This is a genomic window from Roseovarius aestuariivivens, assembly GCF_004761875.1.
Classification (GTDB): Bacteria; Pseudomonadota; Alphaproteobacteria; order Rhodobacterales; family Rhodobacteraceae; genus Roseovarius; species Roseovarius aestuariivivens.
This window is the reverse complement of record NZ_SJEY01000003.1, coordinates 65,792-86,569: the sequence shown is the minus strand read 5'-3', so window position 1 is coordinate 86,569 and position 20,778 is coordinate 65,792. Positions and strand designations below refer to the sequence as shown.

The window sequence follows — 20,778 nt, the reverse complement described above, 5'->3', positions numbered from 1 at the left end:
GAAGCTCTGAGGGAGACGCTATATGACCGGCCGTTTCAGTCTGGTGATTCATGGAGGCGCGGGCGTTATTCAGCCCGAGCAAATGACGAAAGAGCGTGAAACCGCATACCACGCCGCGCTCGACCGCGTTCTGGGCGTCGGAGAAAAGGTTTTGTCGAAAGATGGCAGCGCGATTGACGCGGTTACCGCGGCGGTTTGTGCGCTGGAAGACGAGCCGCTTTTCAACGCCGGACGCGGGGCGGTCTTCACCCGCGAGGGTACGCATGAGATGGACGCCGCGATCATGGACGGGCGCGACCGCCGCACTGGTGCGGTCGCCGGGATTTGCGGGCCGCGAAACCCGATCCGGACCGCCCGTGCGGTGATGGAACAGACCGACCATGTCTTCATGATCGGCGAGGGCGCTCTCGATGTTGCACGCAGGGCGGAGCTGTCCTTTGAGGATGAGCGTTACTTTTTCACGCAAGAGCGGTGGGACAGCCTGCAAGAGACCCTTCGCATGGAGCGTGAAGGCACGCTTGATGACGATCCGTCGCGCCGGCATGGCACGGTCGGGGCGGTGGCGCTCGACCGGCACGGCAACCTCGCCGCGGCAACGTCGACAGGCGGTATGACGGCCAAGCGGCAAGGGCGGGTCGGTGACAGCCCGGTTATCGGTGCAGGCACCTTTGCCGACAATGCCACCTGCGCGATTTCGGCAACCGGCGATGGCGAAGCCTATATCCGGCTTTGTGTCGCCCATGAGATCAGCGCGCGTATGCGCTTTCTCGGGGAAAGCTTGTCGCAAGCGGCTGAAGCAATCACACTATCCGAGCTGCCAATGATTGGAGGCTCGGGCGGGCTAATAGCTGTGGACAGTAAGGGGAGAATTTCAGCTCCCTACAATTGCGACGGAATGTATCGCGGCTGGAGCATCGAGAACCAGAACCGCGCGACCGCGATCTATGAGAGCGAAAACCGAAGCAGAACTGAGTCTTGATGGGGATAAAGGCAACCGAGTTCTTGCACGAAGCGGTTGACGGTATCGCGGATATCCGGGCTAGAATAACGGTGTTTGTTGCGACGCCATTTGAGGCAAAAATCTTCTGCAGATCAGCCTTTACGTATTCTGGTGCGTCGCTTGCTGCGCGGCACTGGCGTAACCCTCAATAAGCGATCCACGAATTGCGATTGAATGTCCCAGTCATTCAAGAACAAGCGATTGCTGTACGGCTTTGGTTCAAACGCCGGACCGCATCTTTCAACATGCCGGTCATCATTCAATAGCCATCGCGCCAGTATGTAATAGCCACCGCACTTATGTCGTTGGACATACGCTCTTCGTCGGCATGGCGTTGTTTGGCCTCGCGCGGCGTAAATTTGGTGCTGACCAAGCGTGCGGCAGAATCGGCGCGCAGAAACGCCAATTGTCGGTCCTACGTGGCCGATGCACCGGTCACGGCGCAAAGGGCTTGAGCCTTGCACTTTTAATGGTCTTGGACCCAGCATTAATAAAACCGGTGCGACCCGTAGTGTCCCAGGCAATGCTCGGCACACGGGATAAATTGGGCTATCTTCCCTGACCTGGCTGAGGCCGCCGTGACGGCGCGGGTTATAATGCCGATGAGCGGACCTAGAACTTTTGCCGAAGTTCAGCGCTAAATCGAAGCTTTTGATCGCCGTAGCGCTGCCGAAAGGGCTTTTGGAAGATTCCCAGAACGTCCAAACCTGGAACAGGTTTAGGCAAACCAAATTTGAAGATCCGGCGGCGCTTCGGGCAAGGCCTTGGGTGAAAAATAGCCACAGGCAGGTCTGGTAGGCCCGGAGGGACTCGAACCCCCAACCAAAGCGTTATGAGCGCTCTGCTCTAACCAATTGAGCTACAGGCCCGACCGTGCCCTTCGGATTAGGGGGCGTACGCGGGGGCGTCAAGGCTTTGCGATTGCGCGGCTGAGCGTGATGGGCTAGGGCAAGCCGCAACATCACAGGGGCCCTTGCCATGAGCAATCCAAAGAATGGGATCACCTATGCCGACGCCGGCGTGGATATCGACGCCGGCAATGCGCTGGTCGACCGGATTAAGCCCGCCGCCAAGCGTACAACGCGTGCCGGCACGATGTCAGGCTTAGGCGGGTTCGGTGCGCTTTTCGACCTCAAGGCGGCCGGCTATTCCGACCCGATCCTTGTTGCGGCAACGGATGGGGTGGGCACCAAGCTGCGGATCGCCATCGATACCGGGCATGTGGGCGGCGTGGGCATCGATCTTGTCGCGATGTGCGTAAATGACCTGGTCTGCCAAGGGGCCGAGCCGCTGTTCTTTCTCGATTACTTCGCGACCGGCAAGCTCGATACCGCGCAAGCCGCGGCGGTGATCGAAGGCATCGCAGAGGGCTGTACGCAATCGGGTTGCGCGCTTATCGGTGGAGAGACAGCCGAGATGCCGGGCATGTACCAGCGTGGGGATTTCGACCTCGCGGGCTTTGCAGTGGGCGCGATGGAGCGCGGCGCAGACCTTCCCGCAGGAGTGGAGGAAGGGGATGTGTTGCTTGGGCTCGCGTCTAACGGCGTGCACTCCAACGGATACAGTCTTGTGCGCAAACTTGTCGATATGTCGGGGCTCGGCTGGAACGAAAAGTGCCCATGGGAAGACAGCACAACCCTTGGCGCCGCCCTTCTGACGCCGACGCGTCTTTACGTCCGTCCCGTGCTGGAGGCCATGAAAGCCGGCGGTGTCCATGCCTTGGCGCATATCACCGGCGGGGGTCTGACCGAGAACCTGCCGCGCGTTTTGCCCGGGGATCTCGGTGCCGAGATTGACCTCAACGCGTGGGATTTGCCGCACGTGTTCGGCTGGCTGCAGGCGCAAGGTGACATGGCAGAGGCCGAAATGCTGAAGACCTTCAATTGCGGCGTCGGCATGGTTCTTTGCGTAGACGCGGATGCCGCCGATACGCTAGCCGAACGCCTTCAGAGCGCTGGCGAGACGGTTTATCGGCTCGGCAATGTGCGGCACGGGCAGGGCGTCAGCTATTCCGGGACACTTGTGTGACGCGACGGGTCGCCATCTTCATCTCCGGCGGAGGCTCCAACATGGTGAGCCTCGTTGACAGTATGACCGGGGATCATCCGGCGCGCCCCTGCCTTGTGCTTTCGAATGCCGCTGATGCGGGTGGTTTGACCAAAGCGCGGGCGCGTGGCGTGGCGACGGCGGTGGTGGATCACCGCCCCTTCAAAGGCGACAGGCCCGCTTTCGAGGCTGCTTTGAATGCCGTGCTGCGCGACCACGCCCCGGATCTTATATGTCTTGCGGGTTTCATGCGGGTTCTGACCGAGGGTTTTGTCGGCGGATGGCAGGGGCGCATTCTGAATATACATCCCTCGCTTCTGCCGAAGTACAGGGGCCTCAATACCCATGCACGAGCACTGGAAGCCGGCGAGCGCGAGGCTGGCTGCACCGTGCACGAAGTCACGCCAGAACTGGACGAAGGGCCGATTCTGGGCCAATCGCGCGTGCCGGTTCTTGATGGTGATACTCCGGAGACCCTGGCTAAACGTGTTCTGAAACAAGAGCATATTCTCTATCCCGCCGTCTTGCGTCGGTTCGCAGAGGGCGACCGCAGACCGATCTACCTGCCCTGAATTCCACCGTTTCCCTTTTTCGCGGCGGACTGTAGGGGAGGAGGGACAAATCGCATCAGACCGGATACACCCGTTTCCATGATCACCATAACCACTACCGATGCCCTAGCCACGTTTTGCGCCCGTGCAGCCGCGGAGCCCTATGTCACTGTCGATACGGAATTCCTGCGCGAGCGGAGCTATTACTCCAAGCTGTGCCTGATCCAACTGGCGCTGCCATCACGCGGCGAGGAGGATGCCGTGCTGGTAGATCCGCTTGAGGATGACATTTCGCTCGAGCCGCTCTACGAACTTTTTCGGAACCCCGATGTTGTCAAGGTCTTCCATGCCGCGCGGCAGGATCTGGAAATCTTCTATATCGACGCAGGCCTCATTCCAGCGCCGCTTTTCGACACGCAGGTTGCCGCGATGGTCTGCGGCTTTGGAGAGCAGGTTGGATACGAGACGCTGGTGCGCAAGATCGCGCGGGAAGCGCTCGATAAGACCTCTCGGTTCACGGACTGGTCGCGCCGTCCTCTGAGCCACGCGCAGAAGACCTACGCGCTCGCGGATGTGACACATCTAAGAGACATTTACGAGTATCTCGCGGACAAACTGGCCGAAAGCGGACGCGACAAGTGGGTCGCCGAAGAGATGCAGGTCTTGACCGATCCCGAGACCTATATCACTCGGCCCGAGTACGCGTGGAAGCGGGTCAAGACTCGCAATAGCTCGGCGCGATTTTTAGCCATTGTGCGTGAACTGGCGCGTTTCCGGGAGGCCCATGCGCAGGCGCGAGACATCCCGCGCAACCGGGTTTACAAGGACGACGCCCTTGTCGAGCTGGCATCGACCAAACCCACCTCGGAAAAGGACCTGTCGAGGTCGCGGCTTTTGCTGCGCGAAGCGCGGCGCGGCGAAATCGCGGAGGGTATCCTGAAAGCCGTCGCCGACGGACTTGCCTGTTCGAACGAGGATCTGCCGAAGCCTGATCGGTCGCGTGAAAAGCTGCAGGTCAATCCGGCACTGGCAGACCTTTTGCGCGTTCTTCTGAAGGCCAAGACCGAAGAGTTCGCTGTTGCCTCCAAGCTTATCGCCTCGGCGGCGGATCTCGATGCGATCTCTGCAGGGCAGCGCGATGTGCCCGCATTGCGCGGTTGGCGGCACGACGTTTTCGGCCAGGATGCCTTGCGCCTGTGCGAGGGCAAGGTCGCACTTGCCGCGAAAGGCGGTTCGGTCAAGACAGTCGAGCTGTGACGGAGCAGGTCAGCGGCGATTGCTGCTGCGGCGATTGCGTTCGGCGGTCACGCGGATCTCGCGAACCTGTTCCAAGTCGCCATTGGGAATGAAAACTGCGGTTTCGACACGGCGAGTGGTCGGAGTGCCCTGCCGTGTTGTGACAGGTTGATAGGCGTTCAGGGTGTATTCCATGACGCCGTTTACCGGCCCATCCGGGTTGACCTCCACGAGCCGTACGTCAAAGGCGCCTTCGCGTTGGGGCAGGCCCGTCACATGCACGATTGCTCCGGTGGGAATACGCTCGATACGCAGAGCCGTGACCTCGTCAATCAGCGTGCCTTCGTAGACTTCCTGGCGGTTGCGGCGCCGCAGGACACCGGATTGATCTAGCGTGCTGCGATTGCGGGCGCGGAATCCATCGCGCTTGGGTTCGGTGATCAGCGGGTTGCCGGTTTGCCGGTCGCCCGGTTCCCTTGGGGTCGCGCGTTCCACGACGGCGGTCGACTGGCTTTTGCCGAACCAATTGCGGGGATTGGCGCGTGAGTCGCTCCATCCGCTGCAGCCGGAAAGGGCCACGGTCGAGATGACCAGAACCGAAACGACATTCCGCATGATTTGCGCCCCTCTTTGCCTTGCCTTTCGCACTACCGCATCCGCTGCGGCTTGAAAAGGCACAAGCTTGGGCTGGACTGCACCGCTTGCCGCGCTTACCTCTCCCGGGCACACACATTGCAGGGGAGATGACAGTGGCCAGCGAGGCATTCGAAGAAATCGTCGCCGATTTCGAGTTCCTGGAGGATTGGGAAGACCGCTATCGATACGTGATCGATAGGGGACGGGCGATGGCGCCTCTGGACGATGCGCTGAAGGTCCCGGCTACCAAGGTTGATGGCTGCGCGAGCCAAGTCTGGCTGCACCCGCAGATCGAGAACGGGCGGTTTTCCTTCGAAGGCGATTCCGATGCGATGATTGTCCGCGGCCTGATCGCAGTGCTGCGCGCGCTTTACAACGGTCGTCCCGTGGCGGAGGTGCCCAAGGTGGATGCGGGTAGCGAACTCGGGCGGCTCGGACTGAACGATCATCTCTCCGCGCAAAGGTCCAATGGGCTGCGCGCAATGATCGAGAGGATCCGCAGCGTCGCAGCGGACGCCGCGTGATCCAAAGGCGCGAATGCGCCGCAGATGCGAGTGAGGAATTAGGGGCGCTGCTCCTCTAATTCCCAGACGTTTGTATCGGCAGATGAAGGTGCCGAGGCTCAGGCTTTGGTCGCCTGACGGGTGAGCGATGTTTCAAGATCGCCGTAGCCGGTGAAGCGGTACTCATAATCCAGACCGAGACGGCGCGCGCAGTCTTCGGCCTTGGCGCGCAGGGCCGGATCGTCTGTCTGAGCCTGATAGACCAGCTTGGTATAGTTGCCAAACATCATGTCGCGCAGCTCTGGGTGACGGTCGAGGCCCATCGGCTTCCAGATGAAGGCATCGAATTGCCGCACAAGAAAATCCGTGAGATAAAAAGCGGTGATCTCGTCTCGGGCGGCGAAAATCTCATTGCCTTCGAAAAAGGCATAGCAATGCGGGCCGGCCACCATCTCAACGCCAAGTTCGGCGCATTTCGCCTGCAGCGCTCCGCCAGTTCCGCAATCGGCGTAAACGACGAAGATCCGCGCGTAATCGGCGCGGCGCTCGTTCACCATGGCAGCCACAGCTGGCGTGATCTTGTCGGGATAGAGGTGCAGTTTCGCGGGCAGACAGTGAAGGTCCATGTGATCCCAGCCATTGGCGTCGCGCAAAGCCAGGATTTCACGGGCAAGCGCACCGCAGGCTATCAGCAGAATGCGTCCGGTGGCCGGCTCTGCATAACCATCCTCGGTCAGTCGCGCATCGGAAGGGTAGGGGTCAACCGGTTGCATGGGACATCTCGGTGGAGCCTAAGTCCGCAGGGCCAAAACCTCGGTCTTCATTAAACACATGGGCGCTCTGTGCCTTTCCGGAGTTTGGGGTGTCGTTTTGGCGGGAAGGAACCGAGCATGCGGGAAGGTACCTGATCATCGATTTAACCTGTCGTCGTGACGATTCCGGACGTTGGTGTCGCGTCTGGCTAACAAGCAGAAGAGCAGATGCACGCAGAGAAGCGCAGGTAAAAGGATGAACCATCCAAATTCCTGGTTGGCTGCCGACGCAATAAGCGCGCCCGCCCAGACGGTTAGCCCCGCGGCGGTGACGGCGCATACGATAATGACGATGACATTGAACAAAGGCATGACAGGCTCCTTTCGGATGTGCCTTTGTAATGTATGACCATGCACAGGGCATTCAAACATGGCTATATTTCGAAGACGAACGGCCCGCCTGGACGCGGGCCGCCCTCACGAAACTCTTCCGAAGAAGAGGGACCCTATCCGGTCGCGCCCTGATTGTGACGGCGTCCAACCAGTTCCTTAGCGGTTTCCACGGCGACGGCCGCATCGCGGCAATAGGCATCGGCGCCGATGGCCTTACCGAATTCCTCGTTGAGCGGAGCACCACCGACAAGTACGATATAATCGTCGCGCTTGCCCTGCTCGACCAGCGTGTCGATCACCACCTTCATGTAAGGCATGGTCGTGGTCAGCAGCGCGCTCATGCCAAGGATATCGGGCTTTTCGGTTTCGAGCGCCTCAAGATAGCTTTCGACCGGGTTGTTGATCCCGAGATCGACCACCTCGAATCCAGCGCCTTCCATCATCATGCCGACGAGGTTTTTGCCAATATCGTGGATGTCGCCCTTGACCGTGCCGATGACCATCTTTCCGACCCGGGGCGCGCCGGTCTCGGCCAACAGTGGCTTGAGAATTCCCATGCCGGCCTTCATCGCGTTGGCCGCCAGCAGAACCTCTGGCACAAAGAGGATGCCGTCGCGGAAATCCTTGCCTACGATGGTCATACCACCCACCAGTGCTTCGGTCAGGACGCGGTAGGGCGCCCATCCGCGTTCGAGCAGAATGTTGACGCCCTCGACGATCTCGTCCTTGAGACCATCGTAAAGGTCGTCCCACATCTGTTCGACAAGTTCCTCGTCGTCGAGTTCGGAGAGGATGATGTCATCGCCATCGTCGGACATGGAGTATATCCCTTTTGTCGGGGCATTTTTGCCGCCTCGTCATTCCAACCTGCTATTGACAGATTGTCGCTTTTTGACTTTGCGAATTGCGACATCGGTCGCATCGCGACCGACCTTATACGCCTTTATCGTGCCATGCGCGCCTGAATTATTTGGAACACATGCATGAATTGCTTGCAAGGGTTCTTCATTTGTTCCAATTTTAATGCATGAGCTGCTACGAAATCACCCGTGACCCTACGTTATTGCCTAAAGGTCGCGGCGCCTTGGGTAATGCGACGGGGCGCTTCGAACGACATGAGCGGGTTTTCGAAGCCGATGGCTGGGACCGCGAAGACGACAACCGCGCACTGCGCACGGAAGTTCGCGATGAAAGCGCGCGGCGCATTATCAGCTATAACCGGTCGCCCGATCTGCCATTCGACCGGTCGATCAATCCTTATCGTGGCTGCGAACATGGCTGTATCTACTGTTTTGCGCGCCCGTCGCATGCGTGGCTCGGCCTATCGGCCGGACTGGATTTCGAGACCCGGCTGACGGCGCGGCCTGGCGCAGCGGCGCTGCTGGAGCAGGAATTGCGCAAGCCGGGCTATCGCGTTGCGCCGATCGCGATTGGCACCAATACCGATCCTTATCAGCCTGTCGAGCGCGCCTACGGTATCACGCGCGCCTGCCTAAAGGTTCTCTCGGACTTCAATCACCCTGTGGCCGTCGTTACGAAAGGCAGCGGGATTGAACATGATATCGACATTCTGTCTGACATGGCGGATCGTCGGTTGGCGCGCGTTGGCGTGTCGGTCACTACGCTCGACCGAGAGCTTTCCCGCCGGATGGAACCGCGGGCGCCTGACCCGGCGCGGCGGCTTCGAACCGTAGAGCGCCTGGCCGATGCCGGCATTCCGGTTCGTATCATGGTGTCTCCGGTAGTGCCGGGGCTGACCTGTCACGAGATCGAGCCGATTCTGAGCGCGGCGCGCGCTGCCGGCGCAGAATCCGCAAGCTGGATCATGCTTCGCCTGCCACTGGAGGTGTCGCCACTTTTTCGTGCGTGGCTGGCCGAGCATTATCCGGATCGTGACAAACGGGTGATGGGCCTTGTGCGCGACATGCATGGGGGACGGGACTATTCCTCAGACTGGGGGCGTCGCATGCGCGGCGAGGGACCGTATGCAGAGCTGATTGCACGTCGCTTTGAGGTGGCCGCAAAACGGATGGGTTTCTTAACCAATCAGCCCGCATTACGAACGGATCTGTTCGATCCGCCGCCGCGGGCGGGCGATCAACTGTCGCTGTTTTAACGGCCTGTCAGCCGCGGCGACGGCTGCGACGCCCCCGGCGCGATGGGGCCGAGTCGTCACCGTCCGTATCCTCGGTGCCATCAACCGCGGACGAAAACGCGCCGAGCTTGGCGGTGATCTGATCGAGCGTCGGGCGCGGCCCACGCTCGCGCGTTTCCAGCGCCTCACGCATCTTTGACAGATGTTCAGGCATAGTGCCGCAACACCCGCCGATTATCGTCGCGCCCGCGTCCCGAGCCAGCACAGCATATTCTGCCATGAGATCGGGAGTGCCGTCATAGTGGATATGCCCGTCGACATATTTTGGGATACCCGCGTTGCCTTTGGCGATGATCGGCCGCTCTGTGCCTTGCGCAACGAAGCCCAGAACCGTGCGCATGAGGTCAGACGCCCCGACGCCGCAATTGGCGCCGAAGGCAAGAGGACCGGGGTCGAGCTTATCTACCATCGTGGCCATATCCGCAGAGGTCATGCCCATCATCGTGCGCCCGGCGGTGTCAAAGCTCATCGTACCGCACCACGGCATACCGACGCGCGCAAAGGCCTCGGCGGCCGCCTTATATTCCTCGGGCGCGCTGATCGTTTCCAGCCAGAGGACATCAGCGCCGCCCTCTTTCAATCCGTCGGCCTGTTCGTGGAAAATCTCGACCGCCAACTCATGCGTGAGCGCGCCCATCGGCGCCATTATCTCGCCCGTCGGCCCAACAGAACCTGCTACTATGATTTCGCGATCACGCTTGTCGGCGACGTTGCGACCGATTTCAGCCGAGATACGGCTAAGCTCCCGGGCGCGCTTCTGCGCGTTGTGAAGCTTGAGCCGCGCCGCGTTGCCGCCGAAGGAGTTCGTCAGGAAAAGATCGCTGCCCGCGTCGACCGCCATGATGTAGAGCTGTTCGATCCGATCGGGGTGCTCCACGTTCCAAAGTTCGGGCGCGTCGCCGGAGCTAAGCCCCATGTTGAAAAGATTTGTGCCAGTGGCCCCGTCGGCCAGGATCCAGTCACGGTCGGCCAGCATCTTGCTCAGCGCGTCGGTCATGATCGTCCTTCCCATTGCTTGGCGGGCATGTCTCATATTTCCCGCGCACGCGCAAAGTCAAAATCCTCATGATCGTCGTGAGCGGCGGTATTCTTCGATTGAGGCCAGCAGTTGGTTTGTCAGAGGAAAGAGCGCTGGCGGTCGATCGAAGCGCGTGACGGCGTATGCCAATGGCGAAAGACGAACTATTCTTTGGGGTGGAAGTCGCCTTATGCGACCTGCCGACCGTTCTGGGCGCATGAAAAAAAGCCCGCGAATTTCGCGGGCTCGTCTTTGGCCTTTTCAGGGGTGCATGCCCTGTCACCAGTATCAGTATTCTTTCAAAAGCTGGTCTTTGGCGATCTTCAAGAGCTCGTCCATCTTGGCCCGGATCGTATCGGCGTCCGCAAGCTCTCCAAGGTCTCCCGCGACCTTGCGAACCACGTCCTCGTGGCCGGCTTCCTCGAAATCCGATAGTACGACCTCTTTGGCGTAAGCGTCTGCGTCCGGCCCGCTCTTGCCCAGAAGTTCCGCGGCCCAGAGACCCAGAAGCTTGTTGCGACGCGCCTCGGCCTTAAATTTCATCTCTTCGTCGTGTGCGAACTTGTTTTCAAACGCGTTTTCGCGATCGTCGAACGTGCTCATATATATCCCCCGCGGGTTCGGTCCTCGTTGACTTAGGTATGGCCCCGTCCGCGCGGCGGTGCAAGGGCATATGCCCGTCTTGCGGCATGCCCGCCCTTAGACTATGACGACGCCAGATCCACCCGCGAGTCTTCTTAGCGGCACATTTGAAAGAGAGCCCATGGCGCGGCGTAAGAAAATCTACGAAGGCAAGGCGAAAACACTGTTCGAAGGGCCTGAGCCAGGCACGATCGTTCAGTATTTCAAGGATGATGCCACGGCCTTCAATGCACAGAAAAAGGACGTGATCGAGGGTAAAGGCGTGCTCAACAACATGTTGAGTGAGTATTTCATGCTTGGCCTGTCGAATGTCGGTATCCCGAACCATTTCCTCAAGCGGCTGAACATGCGGGAACAGCTGGTGCGCGCCTGCGAAATCATTCCGCTGGAAATCATTGTGCGAAACTACGCCGCCGGCACGATGGCGCAGCGTCTTGGCATGGATGAAGGAACACAATTGCCGCGTCCGGTGGTGGAATATTGCCTGAAAGACGACAAGCTGGGCGATCCGCTTGTGACCGAGGAACACATCGCTGCGTTCGGATGGGCCAGCCAGCAGGACATGGATGACATCCTGAGCCTTGCACTGCGCGTCAACGACTTTCTGTCGGGTGTGATGTACGGGGTCGGTATCAAGCTGGTGGATTTCAAGATCGAGATCGGTCGCATCTACGAGGGCGATTTCCAGCGCTTGATCGTTGCGGATGAGATTTCCCCAGACAGCTGCCGGCTGTGGGATATCGAGACGGGTCAGAAGCTGGACAAGGACGTGTTCCGTCGCGATTTGGGAAGCCTGACGGATGCCTATACCGAAGTGGCCAAGCGGCTTGGCGTGATGCCGAAAGGGGCCGCCACGATGACAAAGCCGCACCTGATCAACTGAGGCGGCCAGCAGCGCAAGGGGAAATGTCCGCGATGAAAGCACGCGTCCACGTCATGCTGAAAACCGGTGTTCTGGATCCGCAAGGCGAGGCAGTTCGCCACGCACTTGGCCAGCTTGGCTTCGACGGGGTCGAAGGCGTACGCCAAGGTAAGGTGATCGAACTCGACCTGACCGAAACGGATCGCGCCAAGGCGGAAAAGTCGGTGACCGAAATGTGTGAGAAGCTTCTCGCAAATACGGTTATCGAAAGCTATTCGGTGGAGATCGCCTGATGCATGCCGCCATCGTCGTTTTCCCCGGTTCCAACTGTGATCGTGATCTCAAGGTCGCTTTTGAAAACGCAGGCGCCAAGGTCAGCATGGTCTGGCACAAAGACACAGAGATGCCTGCGGGGGTCGACGTGATCGGTGTGCCAGGCGGATTTTCCTTCGGGGATTACCTGCGCTGCGGGGCGATTGCGGCGAACTCACCCATTTGCCGGTCGGTGGTGAAACATGCCGAGGCGGGCGGCTATGTGCTCGGTGTCTGCAACGGTTTTCAGGTGCTAACGGAAACCGGGCTTTTGCCGGGGATTCTATTGCGCAATGCGGGCTTGAAGTATGTCTGCAAAGCTCTTGATCTAAAAGTGGAAACGTCTGAGAGCGTTTATACGTCTGGCTACGAGGCCGGAAGCACGATTACAGTGCCAATCGCACACCATGACGGCAATTATTTCGCTGATGCCGAGACGCTGGAGCGGCTCAACGCCCAAGATCGCGTGGCCTTTCGGTATGTCGAAAACCCCAACGGCTCTCAGCAGGATATCGCTGGTATCTTGTCGGAAAACCGTCGCGTGCTTGGCATGATGCCGCATCCCGAGCGCATGGCCGAAACCACACATGGCGGGACGGACGGGGCGGCGCTTTTCCGCACGTTAGTCGACCAACTCGCACACGCTTGAACGTGACCACGCGGTCGGGGCTTGAGCCGTCGGTCGCCCGGGCGTAGCGTTGCTGCATGAAATGGCCAAGTTTCACCCAGACAAGCCGCCGCACGCGCACCCTTGGCTGGCGCGCGCGGTTTTCGCTTGCGATCATGGTCGTAATGGCAGTGGCGATTGTGGTTGTCACCAACCGTCTTCTCACGGACCGGTTCACGGAAAATACCCGCAATCGTGCTGAGCTACGCCTCGCGCTTTATTCCGGTAACCTGCTCTCCGAATTGCGCCAGAATGCCATTGTGCCTCAGCTGCTGGCGCGCGACCCGGCGCTGATCTCGGCCCTGGACAGTGGGGATTTCGCGCAGTCGTCGCAACGTCTGATCGTCTTTAACGAAGAGCTTTCGGCGGCGTCGCTATCCCTTTTGGACCGGGATGGGCGCGTCGTCGCATCGACTGACCGCAGCACAATAGGCCAAACGCTCAAGACCGAGTCGTTTTTCGTGGATGCTTTGCGGTCGCGAGACAATGTGTTCACTGTTAAACGGACCGAAGCAGGGGCTTTTCGGTTTTTCTACTCGCGCCGCGTTACCAGCCAACAGAGCCTTGTGGGGATCATTCTGGTCGAAGTGGACCTGCAAAAGTACGAACGAGCGTGGGCCGGCATTTCTGACGCCGTTCTTGTTACCGACAGTGAAGGGCGGATCATTCTTGCGACGGAGCCGCGGTGGCGTGGCCTGACCGAGGCTGCGGCGCTGGCTCGCGAGCCTGCTAACTCCGCCATCCTCCGCGCGCTCCAAGCGACCGCTGACTGGTCTGCGGCCTTGCCGCCCGACGCCTATCTCGAAGGCGAAGCAGTGATGCGCGTGCAGGGCAGGGTGGCCTTTCGCGGCTGGCGCATTGCGTCCTTCACCACCTACGCCTCGGTACGTGACAAGGTGAATGGGGTTCTGGCCCTCGAAATCATGGTCTTCGCGATTCTGCTCGCGCTCGCCTTCTATGTGCTGAACCGCAAGACGGCGGTCCGCATGATGCTGTTCCAGCGAGAGTCGGCAGAGCTTCGCGCATTGAACGCCCGTCTGCAGCGGGAAATCGCCGAGCGTCAGCGGGTTCAAGAGAACCTTGCAGTGGCTGAACAGACGCTGCAGCAAAGTTCCAAACTTGCGGTTCTGGGAGAGATGTCAGCAGCGGTCAGCCATGAGCTCAACCAGCCTCTCGCGGCGATGAAAACCTATCTTGCGGGAGCCCGGCTTTTGCTGTCTCGGAACCGTCCCGACGAGGCCGTTACATCATTTCAGCGGATCGACGACCTGATCGAGCGGATGGGGGCGATCACCAAGCAGCTCAAGTCCTACGCACGTCAGGACGGCCACGATTTTCAGCCAGTAAACATGGGGGATGCGATCAATTCCGCGCTCGCCATGATGGAACCGCAGTTGCGCCAGCGAAAGGTCGATATTACCCGCACCATGCCCGCTCAAGCGGTCTGGGTCATGGGTGATCGGGTGCGGATCGAACAGGTGATCATCAACCTGCTTCGAAACGCCATGGACGCAACGCAGGCCGCCGAAGATCCGCAGATCGAGATCCTGCTAGCGGCGGGCGAAACGGCGGTCCTGACGGTCCGCGACAACGGTCACGGAATCGAGAATATCGAGAACCTCTTCGAGCCTTTCTACACCACCAAGCAGCCCGGCGACGGCGTCGGCTTGGGGCTTGCCATTTCCTCTGGTATTGTCAACGACCTTGGCGGCCGGCTTACGGCGCGCAACGCTGCCGCCGGGGGGGCTGTATTCGAGATGCAGCTACCCATATTGCCTGACAAGACCCGTGCAGCGGAGTAGGACAAATGCCCAGTGCAATGAAAATCGCCATCGTCGATGATGAAAAAGACATGCGTCAGTCGATCAGCCAGTGGCTGGCGCTATCGGGATACGACACCGAAGCCTTTCCTTCTGCAGAAGAAGCGCTGAAGGTTCTGGGGCCGGACTACCCCGGTATCGTGGTCACGGACATCAAGATGCCTGGCATGGACGGGATGCAGTTCCTCAAGAAGCTGATGGGCACCGACAGTTCTCTACCCGTCATCATGATTACAGGGCACGGCGATGTGCCCATGGCGGTTGAAGCAATGCGTATCGGTGCCTACGATTTTCTTGAAAAGCCGTTCAATCCCGACCGAATGAACGAGCTGGCAAAGAAAGCCACCAATGCCCGGCGAATGATCCTCGACAGCCGTGCGCTGCGCCGGGAGCTTAGCGATGGTGGCCAGCTGATGAAGAAGCTCATTGGTGCGTCACCGGTGATGGAACGCCTCAAGGAAGACATACTGGATCTTGGTCAGGCAGACGGCCATGTTCTCATCGAGGGGGAGACCGGCACGGGCAAGACGTTGGTTGCGCATGCGCTTCACGCGGTCGGCGCCCGCGCGGGAAAGAAGTTTGTCCTGATTTCCTGTTCCGCCTTCGAGGAGGACGCGCTAATCAAGCGGCTTTTCGGCCCGGTGCAGCCTGAGGATGCTCAGCTTCCGGCGGTCGAAGAGGCCCGAGGCGGTACCTTGGTTCTTGAAGATGTCGAGCAGTTGCCAGATGCAGTGCAGGCGCGTCTTCTGACCTTCATCAACGACGAGGGGGCGCCGCCGGAGACGCGGATCGTGGCGATTTCGAACATGCAGGAGCAAGACCGCACCTGCGAGGATGCGCTGCGCGCGGATCTTTTTTACCGACTAGCCTCCTTGCGGATCACCGTGCCGCCGTTGCGCCAACGCGGCGAGGATATCCTGACGCTCTTCACGCGTTTCTCAGATGCTTTCGCCGACGATTACGGCTGTGAGGCGCCACAGGTCAGCGCACAGGAGGCCGCTCAACTGTTGCAGGCTCCATGGCCCGGAAACGTCCGCCAGCTTATCAACATCGCCGAGCGTGCAGTGCTGCAATCGCGCCGCGGCTCCGGCACGATCGCCTCTTTGCTGATGTCGGATCACCAAGACATGCAGCCGGTCATGACGACGGAGGGCAAGCCGCTTAAAGAGTATGTCGAGGCGTTCGAACGTATGCTGATCGACAATACGATGCGCCGGCATAAAGGTTCTATCGCCAGTGTCATGGAAGAACTATGCCTGCCGCGCCGCACGCTGAATGAGAAGATGGCCAAATACGGGTTGCAGAGATCAGACTATCTGTAGCGCAGCCACCAAGCATTGCGGATTGGTTACATCCGCCTGTCGTTAATGAGGGCGTGGGACATTGTTCAGGCTAGAGCCGAAATTTTCACCGGTTCAGATTCTTGCATCCTTCCCGGGTAAAGGGTCAGCGTTCTCCTTTGTGACTGGCCCGACACAAGCTTAATACGGTCGCAAGCAGGCTGCCGGAAGGCTACGTGTTCGATGCGCGGACGACGTTTCGGTCGACACAGGTGTTTTGCGACTTGTAACCGAAGTGGTGACTGTCTTCGAAGGCCTTATGTGCTTGGTTAATACGCGCGGAATGCCCGGGACGAAGCGCCGGATAATCTTGGATTGAGGTCTCGAAAGACTCTGCCAGCAGCAAGACCCGGTACATGGCGCAAGATTTGGCGTAGATCAATGCCTTGACATTATCGCTGTCAGAAATCGCTGTGGCCAGCCTAGGTGGGCAATTGAAGATTTATTGATGCGCCTCAATTGTCGGTCGCGCGCGGCCAAGCACGAGAAAGTGGTGAACGTTTTAGCTTTTCCCGCCTCAAGTGACGCAGGCTTTCCACCACTTACGGTAAGCCCAAATTTTTGGCCGGAAACGCCAGATTGCGGCTCCTCCAGGTTCGTTAACACATTTGCCATTGTCTTTGACCGGTCTCTCACCGTATCAAGGACCCGAGGGCGTATATGCGCCTTGGTACAGTTTCGCTGTTCCGAGCCGGACATTTCCGGCTGTCGGAACAACCGATTGGGCCCGAAAAGGCCAAGAGTCGCCGGCACATAGCCCAAGGGCCATGATGCGGCATTTTAATGGGGACGGGGCGTTGCGCCCACGTTCCGGAGAAGAACCGCGATGACGCGCGAGAGGCGACAGACATATGTTCACCCCGCAGAGACACACTCTGCGCGAAGCCCCGTGCCGTCTTCCATCGCCCAGACAAGACAGGACAGCAAGACATTGGCCCCACCAGGGAGCCGGGCCTTGCATCCCTGCAGTGGAACTACATGGCTAAGAAAATGCTTATCGACGCCACCCACGCGGAAGAAACCCGCGTTGTGGTGGTCGACGGGAACAAGGTCGAGGAATTCGATTTTGAGTCGGAAAACAAGCGCCAGCTTGCTGGCAACATCTATCTCGCAAAAGTAACTCGGGTCGAGCCGTCGCTGCAGGCGGCCTTTGTCGATTATGGCGGCAACCGTCACGGTTTCCTCGCCTTTTCGGAAATCCATCCCGATTATTATCAGATCCCCGTCGCGGACCGTGAGGCGTTGCTCGAGGAAGAGCGCGCCTATGCCGAGGCTCAGCGCGCCCGCGACGAGGAAGAAGAAAAACCGAAACGCCGCTCAAGGTCGCGTTCCCGGTCCAAGGCGGCAAAGGCCGAGTCCGAGGACGCGGTTACGACCGCCGACATTACCGGCATGGAAACCATCGATCTCGACGGCGACGCCGAGATTGACAGCGACAGCGACGAAGGCCTGTCGCCGATGGAAACCGTTGCCGAAACGCCGGTGGAAGAGCCCGAGGACAATGCGGATGGGGAGGCAAACGGCGATGCGCCCGAGGATAACGGCCAGGAAGCCGAGTCCGAAGAGAAGGATCGCTCTGACGCAGCGTCGAAGGACGAGACCATAGAATCCGTCGCCGATGATGACGATGCAGAAGATATCCGGCCAGCGCGAAAGCCGCGCCCGCGCCGCTATAAGATCCAGGAAGTCATCAAGGTTCGCCAGATTCTGCTGGTTCAGGTCGTAAAGGAGGAGCGCGGCAACAAGGGTGCGGCCCTGACCACCTATCTGTCGCTTGCCGGGCGCTATTGCGTTCTCATGCCCAACACCGCTCGCGGTGGAGGCATCAGCCGCAAGATCACGCTTGCCGCAGATCGCAAGAAGCTCAAGGAAATCGCCGGAGAACTGAACGTACCGAAGGGCGCGGGCCTGATCATTCGCACGGCCGGTGCCAAACGCACCAAATCCGAGATCAAACGCGACTATGAGTACCTGCAGCGCATGTGGGAGCAGATCCGCGAATTGACGCTGAAATCCATCGCTCCGGCGAAGATTTACGAAGAAGGTGATCTCATAAAAAGGTCAATCCGCGACCTTTACAACCGTGAGATCGACGAGGTTTTCGTGGAGGGCGAGCGCGGCTATCGCACGGCCAAGGACTTCATGAAGATGATCATGCCGTCCCACGCCAAAAACGTGAAACACTACGCCGATCAGCTCCCGCTCTTCGCGCGCTACCAGGTCGAGAGCTACCTCAGCTCTATGTTCAATCCGACGGTGCAGCTTAAATCTGGCGGGTACATCGTGATCGGCGTGACCGAAGCTCTGGTGGCAATCGACGTGAACTCGGGTCGTGCCACAAAGGAAGGCTCGATCGAGGAGACTGCGCTGAAGACAAATCTCGAGGCCGCGGAAGAGGTGGCGCGCCAGTTGCGACTGCGTGACCTCGCTGGCCTGATCGTCATCGACTTCATCGACATGGACGAGCGTAAGAACAACGCCGCTGTTGAAAAACGAATGAAGGACAAGCTCAAGACCGACCGCGCGCGCATCCAGGTGGGCCGCATCTCGGGCTTCGGTCTGATGGAAATGAGCCGCCAGCGTTTGCGTCCCGGCATGATTGAGGCGACGACCCAGCCCTGCCCGGCATGTCACGGCACTGGTCTGATCCGTTCGGACGATAACCTGTCGCTTTCGATCCTGCGTCAGATCGAGGAAGAAGGCGTGCGCCGTCGGTCGCGCGAAGTGCTCGTGCGTTGCCCCGTGAGCATTGCGAATTTCCTCATGAACCAAAAGCGCGAGCATGTCGCGCATATCGAGGCCCGGTATGGTCTGTCGGTTCGCATCGAAGGTGACCCATCGCTGATTTCGCCCGATTTCACCATCGAGAAATTCAAGACCGCGACCCGCGCAGTACCGCAGGCGACAGAGCCGGTGGTTTCGGTCGACAGCTCGATCATGGATCAGATCGACGAAAATACGGACGAGGCCGAAGAAGAGGCGGTCGCGGCCATCCAGCCGTCGAATAATGGCAACGGGAATGGCGACGCCGACGAAGATGGCAAGCCCAAGAAAAAGCGTCGGCGTCGGCGTCGGCGCTCCAAGTCTAAGTCCGGGAACGGCGATGACGGACAGGTGACCGACGGTCAGTCGCAAGAGTCCCGCTTCGATGACGCAAAGGGCAGGGACGAGGCGGATTCCGGGGAAGAAAAGTCTGACGATACGGACAAGACTTCTGCGGACGAGGAAGAACCAAAATCCAAGCCAAAGCGCGTTTCCCGCTCGCGCAAGAAGAAAGATGACGCCGAACCGGATAATGGTCAGACCGCGCCGGTTGAGGTCGCGGCAGAGGCCGACGAGACAACCGAGGCGAACACACCCAAGCCAAAGAAGAAATCGTCGTCTTCCCGCGGATCGCGCTCCAAGAAAAAAGCGCCTGCGTCCGAAGAGGGTGTGGAGGCCGCCAAGCCCGAACCTGTAGCTACGGAAAAGTCGGAGAAGACCTCTGAGCTCGACAACTCCAAACCTGAGCCGACATCAGAGCCGGTCCATACTGCCGAGCGGAGACCCGAACCGGCCATAGCGGAGGCCGATAGCGGTGCAAACGACGACGCGGACGACGGTAAGCCCAAACGCCGCGGCTGGTGGTCTCTGGGGCGCTAAAAATCAAGATCCCGCCTCTGGCTTGCTGGTGGCGGGACAACCTGCAGGTATTACTGACAACTTCAGGACGATGTCAGGCGTTGCCCTTGCGGATGTGGTAAAGCGTCGCGCCATCACTCTCGACCATCTCGACAAGATCGTGACCTGCTTCGGCACAAAAGTGCGGCACGTCCACAATGGCGGCCGGATCATCCGCTTCTAAAACGATGACATCGCCGGAATTCAAAGGCTTGATCCGCTTGCGCAGCTTAAGGACTGGCAGCGGGCAAAGTAGCCCTCGGGCGTCTATCGTGTCTTTAACATCCATGCGCGACGACTTAGTCCGGCTGTTACAGCCTGTCCACAGAGATGTGAGACCGTTGCCCCGTGACGTTCCCACGGAATTCCACTAGGTCAGACTTATGTTCGGAGTAGAAATCATCGACGCGACGCTTGTGCCGGCCATGTTCGTGGCGCTTCTTGGCGGCGTTTTTTCTTTTCTGTCGCCGTGCGTGCTGCCCATCGTGCCGCCGTACCTCGCCTATATGGGCGGTGTAACGGTCACAGAGCTAAATTCCGCCGGGACAGCGCGCAACAAGGCCATTCTGCCCGCGGTGTTCTTTGTTCTGGGATTGTCGACCGTGTTCATCCTGTTAGGCTTCGCGGCCTCCAGCGCAGGCCGGGCCTTTCTGCAATATCAGGATTATTTCAATACTCTGGCCGGTATCATCGTGATGGTCTTCGGTGCGCATTTCGTGGGTGTCTACCGGATCTCTATTTTAGACCGCGAGGCGCGCATAGACGTGGGCGATCGCGGCGGCTCGTCTTTCGGAGCCTATGTACTCGGGCTGGCCTTCGCCTTCGGCTGGACGCCCTGCATCGGGCCTCAACTGGGCGCGATCCTCTCTCTGGCCGCCTCCGAAGCTTCGGTTGCGCGAGGTACGCTATTGCTAGCTGTGTACGCGGCGGGCTTGGGCATCCCCTTTCTTCTCTTCGCGATCTTCCTGCCGCGTCTCTCGGGCCTCATGGCCTGGATGAAGCGTCATATGGAGCGTATTGAGCGTATCATGGGACTGCTTCTCTGGACGATCGGGCTCTTGATGCTGACGGGGGGATTTTCCGCATTCTCCTATTGGCTGTTGGAGAACTTCCCGGCTCTTGCCACATTCGGTTAGGTCTTACTCTTGCCAAAATGCTTGGCTATTCTGACCGGAGACGAGGTCC

General features: G+C 59.4%; 21 protein-coding genes and 1 tRNA gene. 13 read left to right on the top strand and 9 right to left on the bottom strand.

The genetic code is table 11. The annotated features are described in order from the left end of the window. The first annotated feature begins 22 nt into the window (after positions 1-22). Positions 23-979 carry an isoaspartyl peptidase/L-asparaginase family protein gene (locus tag EZV60_RS05860; protein WP_135503240.1) on the top strand — a complete coding sequence of 319 codons (957 nt, stop codon included), beginning with the start codon at positions 23-25 and terminating at the stop codon, positions 977-979. Between the two features lie 280 nt (positions 980-1,259). Here EZV60_RS05860 and EZV60_RS19035 read toward each other — a convergent pair whose 3' ends face one another. Continuing rightward, positions 1,260-1,406 carry a hypothetical protein gene (locus EZV60_RS19035; RefSeq protein WP_167853471.1) on the bottom strand — a complete coding sequence of 49 codons (147 nt, stop codon included), beginning with the start codon at positions 1,404-1,406 and terminating at the stop codon, positions 1,260-1,262. 386 nt (positions 1,407-1,792) lie between these two features. Next, positions 1,793-1,869 (bottom strand) — tRNA-Ile (locus EZV60_RS05855). Between the two features lie 109 nt (positions 1,870-1,978). On the opposite strand from EZV60_RS05855, the gene purM reads away from it, so the two are divergent. The 3 genes from purM to rnd all read left to right on the top strand — a co-directional run bounded on the left by purM (position 1,979) and on the right by rnd (position 4,854). Beyond that, a complete protein-coding gene (gene purM, locus EZV60_RS05850; protein WP_135503237.1) occupies positions 1,979-3,028 on the top strand; it encodes a phosphoribosylformylglycinamidine cyclo-ligase in 1,050 nt (349 codons plus the stop codon). After that, on the top strand, positions 3,025-3,618 hold the full coding sequence (gene purN, locus EZV60_RS05845) for a phosphoribosylglycinamide formyltransferase (protein WP_135503234.1): 594 nt from the start codon (positions 3,025-3,027) through the stop codon (positions 3,616-3,618). Before purM ends, purN begins: the two co-directional genes overlap by 4 nt. Before the next feature lie 78 nt (positions 3,619-3,696). Then, complete coding sequence (gene rnd, locus EZV60_RS05840; RefSeq protein ID WP_135503230.1) at positions 3,697-4,854, top strand: ribonuclease D; 1,158 nt, start codon at positions 3,697-3,699, stop codon at positions 4,852-4,854. A gap of 9 nt (positions 4,855-4,863) precedes the next feature. Here rnd and EZV60_RS05835 read toward each other — a convergent pair whose 3' ends face one another. After that, positions 4,864-5,448 carry a hypothetical protein gene (locus tag EZV60_RS05835; protein WP_135503227.1) on the bottom strand — a complete coding sequence of 195 codons (585 nt, stop codon included), beginning with the start codon at positions 5,446-5,448 and terminating at the stop codon, positions 4,864-4,866. A 134-nt stretch (positions 5,449-5,582) separates the two neighbouring features. On the opposite strand from EZV60_RS05835, the gene EZV60_RS05830 reads away from it, so the two are divergent. Then, positions 5,583-5,993, top strand: coding sequence for a SufE family protein (locus EZV60_RS05830; protein ID WP_135503224.1), 411 nt, complete (start codon positions 5,583-5,585; stop codon positions 5,991-5,993). Between the two features lie 98 nt (positions 5,994-6,091). Here the strand turns inward: EZV60_RS05830 and EZV60_RS05825 are convergent, their stop codons facing one another. The 3 genes from EZV60_RS05825 to EZV60_RS05815 all read right to left on the bottom strand — a co-directional run bounded on the left by EZV60_RS05825 (position 6,092) and on the right by EZV60_RS05815 (position 7,935). Continuing rightward, a complete protein-coding gene (locus EZV60_RS05825; RefSeq protein WP_135503221.1) occupies positions 6,092-6,745 on the bottom strand; it encodes a DUF1638 domain-containing protein in 654 nt (217 codons plus the stop codon). 135 nt (positions 6,746-6,880) lie between these two features. Beyond that, complete coding sequence (locus EZV60_RS05820; protein ID WP_135503218.1) at positions 6,881-7,096, bottom strand: hypothetical protein; 216 nt, start codon at positions 7,094-7,096, stop codon at positions 6,881-6,883. 134 nt (positions 7,097-7,230) lie between these two features. Further along, a complete protein-coding gene (locus EZV60_RS05815) occupies positions 7,231-7,935 on the bottom strand; it encodes a corrinoid protein (protein ID WP_135503214.1) in 705 nt (234 codons plus the stop codon). A 209-nt stretch (positions 7,936-8,144) separates the two neighbouring features. Here EZV60_RS05815 and EZV60_RS05810 point away from each other — a divergent pair, with 209 nt between their 5' ends. After that, entirely contained in the window at positions 8,145-9,233 is a 1,089-nt protein-coding gene (locus tag EZV60_RS05810) for a PA0069 family radical SAM protein (protein WP_135503211.1), read from the top strand. Positions 9,234-9,240: 7 nt separating this feature from the next. On the opposite strand, the gene bmt is transcribed toward EZV60_RS05810, so the two are convergent. Together bmt and EZV60_RS05800 are read right to left on the bottom strand one after the other, a co-directional pair. Beyond that, positions 9,241-10,269: a betaine--homocysteine S-methyltransferase gene (bmt, locus tag EZV60_RS05805; protein ID WP_135503206.1), complete on the bottom strand. Its 1,029-nt coding sequence runs from the start codon at positions 10,267-10,269 to the stop codon at positions 9,241-9,243. Between the two features lie 309 nt (positions 10,270-10,578). After that, positions 10,579-10,893 carry a DUF1476 domain-containing protein gene (locus EZV60_RS05800; protein WP_135503202.1) on the bottom strand — a complete coding sequence of 105 codons (315 nt, stop codon included), beginning with the start codon at positions 10,891-10,893 and terminating at the stop codon, positions 10,579-10,581. A 160-nt stretch (positions 10,894-11,053) separates the two neighbouring features. Here EZV60_RS05800 and purC point away from each other — a divergent pair, with 160 nt between their 5' ends. The 6 genes from purC to EZV60_RS05770 all read left to right on the top strand — a co-directional run bounded on the left by purC (position 11,054) and on the right by EZV60_RS05770 (position 19,575). Next, entirely contained in the window at positions 11,054-11,815 is a 762-nt protein-coding gene (purC, locus tag EZV60_RS05795; protein ID WP_135503199.1) for a phosphoribosylaminoimidazolesuccinocarboxamide synthase, read from the top strand. Positions 11,816-11,847: 32 nt separating this feature from the next. Then, the gene (gene purS, locus EZV60_RS05790) at positions 11,848-12,087 is read left to right on the top strand and encodes a phosphoribosylformylglycinamidine synthase subunit PurS (RefSeq protein ID WP_135503196.1); all 240 of its coding nucleotides are present in this window, start codon (positions 11,848-11,850) and stop codon (positions 12,085-12,087) included. Beyond that, a complete protein-coding gene (purQ, locus tag EZV60_RS05785; RefSeq protein WP_135503192.1) occupies positions 12,087-12,755 on the top strand; it encodes a phosphoribosylformylglycinamidine synthase subunit PurQ in 669 nt (222 codons plus the stop codon). Before purS ends, purQ begins: the two co-directional genes overlap by 1 nt. Before the next feature lie 56 nt (positions 12,756-12,811). Further along, positions 12,812-14,575: a sensor histidine kinase gene (locus EZV60_RS05780; protein WP_135503189.1), complete on the top strand. Its 1,764-nt coding sequence runs from the start codon at positions 12,812-12,814 to the stop codon at positions 14,573-14,575. Between the two features lie 5 nt (positions 14,576-14,580). Next, a complete protein-coding gene (locus EZV60_RS05775) occupies positions 14,581-15,915 on the top strand; it encodes a sigma-54-dependent transcriptional regulator (RefSeq protein WP_135503186.1) in 1,335 nt (444 codons plus the stop codon). A gap of 996 nt (positions 15,916-16,911) precedes the next feature. Then, complete coding sequence (locus EZV60_RS05770) at positions 16,912-19,575, top strand: ribonuclease E/G (RefSeq protein WP_135503183.1); 2,664 nt, start codon at positions 16,912-16,914, stop codon at positions 19,573-19,575. Between the two features lie 73 nt (positions 19,576-19,648). On the opposite strand, the gene EZV60_RS05765 is transcribed toward EZV60_RS05770, so the two are convergent. Next, positions 19,649-19,882: a sulfurtransferase TusA family protein gene (locus EZV60_RS05765; RefSeq protein ID WP_135503180.1), complete on the bottom strand. Its 234-nt coding sequence runs from the start codon at positions 19,880-19,882 to the stop codon at positions 19,649-19,651. 94 nt (positions 19,883-19,976) lie between these two features. Here EZV60_RS05765 and EZV60_RS05760 point away from each other — a divergent pair, with 94 nt between their 5' ends. Then, the gene (locus EZV60_RS05760; protein ID WP_135503177.1) at positions 19,977-20,729 is read left to right on the top strand and encodes a cytochrome c biogenesis CcdA family protein; all 753 of its coding nucleotides are present in this window, start codon (positions 19,977-19,979) and stop codon (positions 20,727-20,729) included. The last annotated feature ends 49 nt before the right edge of the window (positions 20,730-20,778 follow it).

What these genes read in the sequence shown, in the direction of transcription:
- EZV60_RS05860 (WP_135503240.1), top strand. Translation starts at nt 23, where the DNA reads ATGACCGGCCGTTTCAGTCTGGTGATTCATGGAGGCGCGGGCGTTATT.
- purM (WP_135503237.1), top strand. Translation starts at nt 1,979, where the DNA reads ATGAGCAATCCAAAGAATGGGATCACCTATGCCGACGCCGGCGTGGAT.
- rnd (WP_135503230.1), top strand. Translation starts at nt 3,697, where the DNA reads ATGATCACCATAACCACTACCGATGCCCTAGCCACGTTTTGCGCCCGT.
- EZV60_RS05835 (WP_135503227.1), bottom strand. Translation starts at nt 5,448, where the DNA reads ATGCGGAATGTCGTTTCGGTTCTGGTCATCTCGACCGTGGCCCTTTCC.
- EZV60_RS05825 (WP_135503221.1), bottom strand. Translation starts at nt 6,745, where the DNA reads ATGCAACCGGTTGACCCCTACCCTTCCGATGCGCGACTGACCGAGGAT.
- EZV60_RS05820 (WP_135503218.1), bottom strand. Translation starts at nt 7,096, where the DNA reads ATGCCTTTGTTCAATGTCATCGTCATTATCGTATGCGCCGTCACCGCC.
- EZV60_RS05815 (WP_135503214.1), bottom strand. Translation starts at nt 7,935, where the DNA reads ATGTCCGACGATGGCGATGACATCATCCTCTCCGAACTCGACGACGAG.
- EZV60_RS05810 (WP_135503211.1), top strand. Translation starts at nt 8,145, where the DNA reads ATGAGCTGCTACGAAATCACCCGTGACCCTACGTTATTGCCTAAAGGT.
- bmt (WP_135503206.1), bottom strand. Translation starts at nt 10,269, where the DNA reads ATGACCGACGCGCTGAGCAAGATGCTGGCCGACCGTGACTGGATCCTG.
- EZV60_RS05800 (WP_135503202.1), bottom strand. Translation starts at nt 10,893, where the DNA reads ATGAGCACGTTCGACGATCGCGAAAACGCGTTTGAAAACAAGTTCGCA.
- purC (WP_135503199.1), top strand. Translation starts at nt 11,054, where the DNA reads ATGGCGCGGCGTAAGAAAATCTACGAAGGCAAGGCGAAAACACTGTTC.
- purS (WP_135503196.1), top strand. Translation starts at nt 11,848, where the DNA reads ATGAAAGCACGCGTCCACGTCATGCTGAAAACCGGTGTTCTGGATCCG.
- purQ (WP_135503192.1), top strand. Translation starts at nt 12,087, where the DNA reads ATGCATGCCGCCATCGTCGTTTTCCCCGGTTCCAACTGTGATCGTGAT.
- EZV60_RS05780 (WP_135503189.1), top strand. Translation starts at nt 12,812, where the DNA reads ATGAAATGGCCAAGTTTCACCCAGACAAGCCGCCGCACGCGCACCCTT.
- EZV60_RS05775 (WP_135503186.1), top strand. Translation starts at nt 14,581, where the DNA reads ATGCCCAGTGCAATGAAAATCGCCATCGTCGATGATGAAAAAGACATG.
- EZV60_RS05770 (WP_135503183.1), top strand. Translation starts at nt 16,912, where the DNA reads ATGGCTAAGAAAATGCTTATCGACGCCACCCACGCGGAAGAAACCCGC.
- EZV60_RS05765 (WP_135503180.1), bottom strand. Translation starts at nt 19,882, where the DNA reads ATGGATGTTAAAGACACGATAGACGCCCGAGGGCTACTTTGCCCGCTG.
- EZV60_RS05760 (WP_135503177.1), top strand. Translation starts at nt 19,977, where the DNA reads ATGTTCGGAGTAGAAATCATCGACGCGACGCTTGTGCCGGCCATGTTC.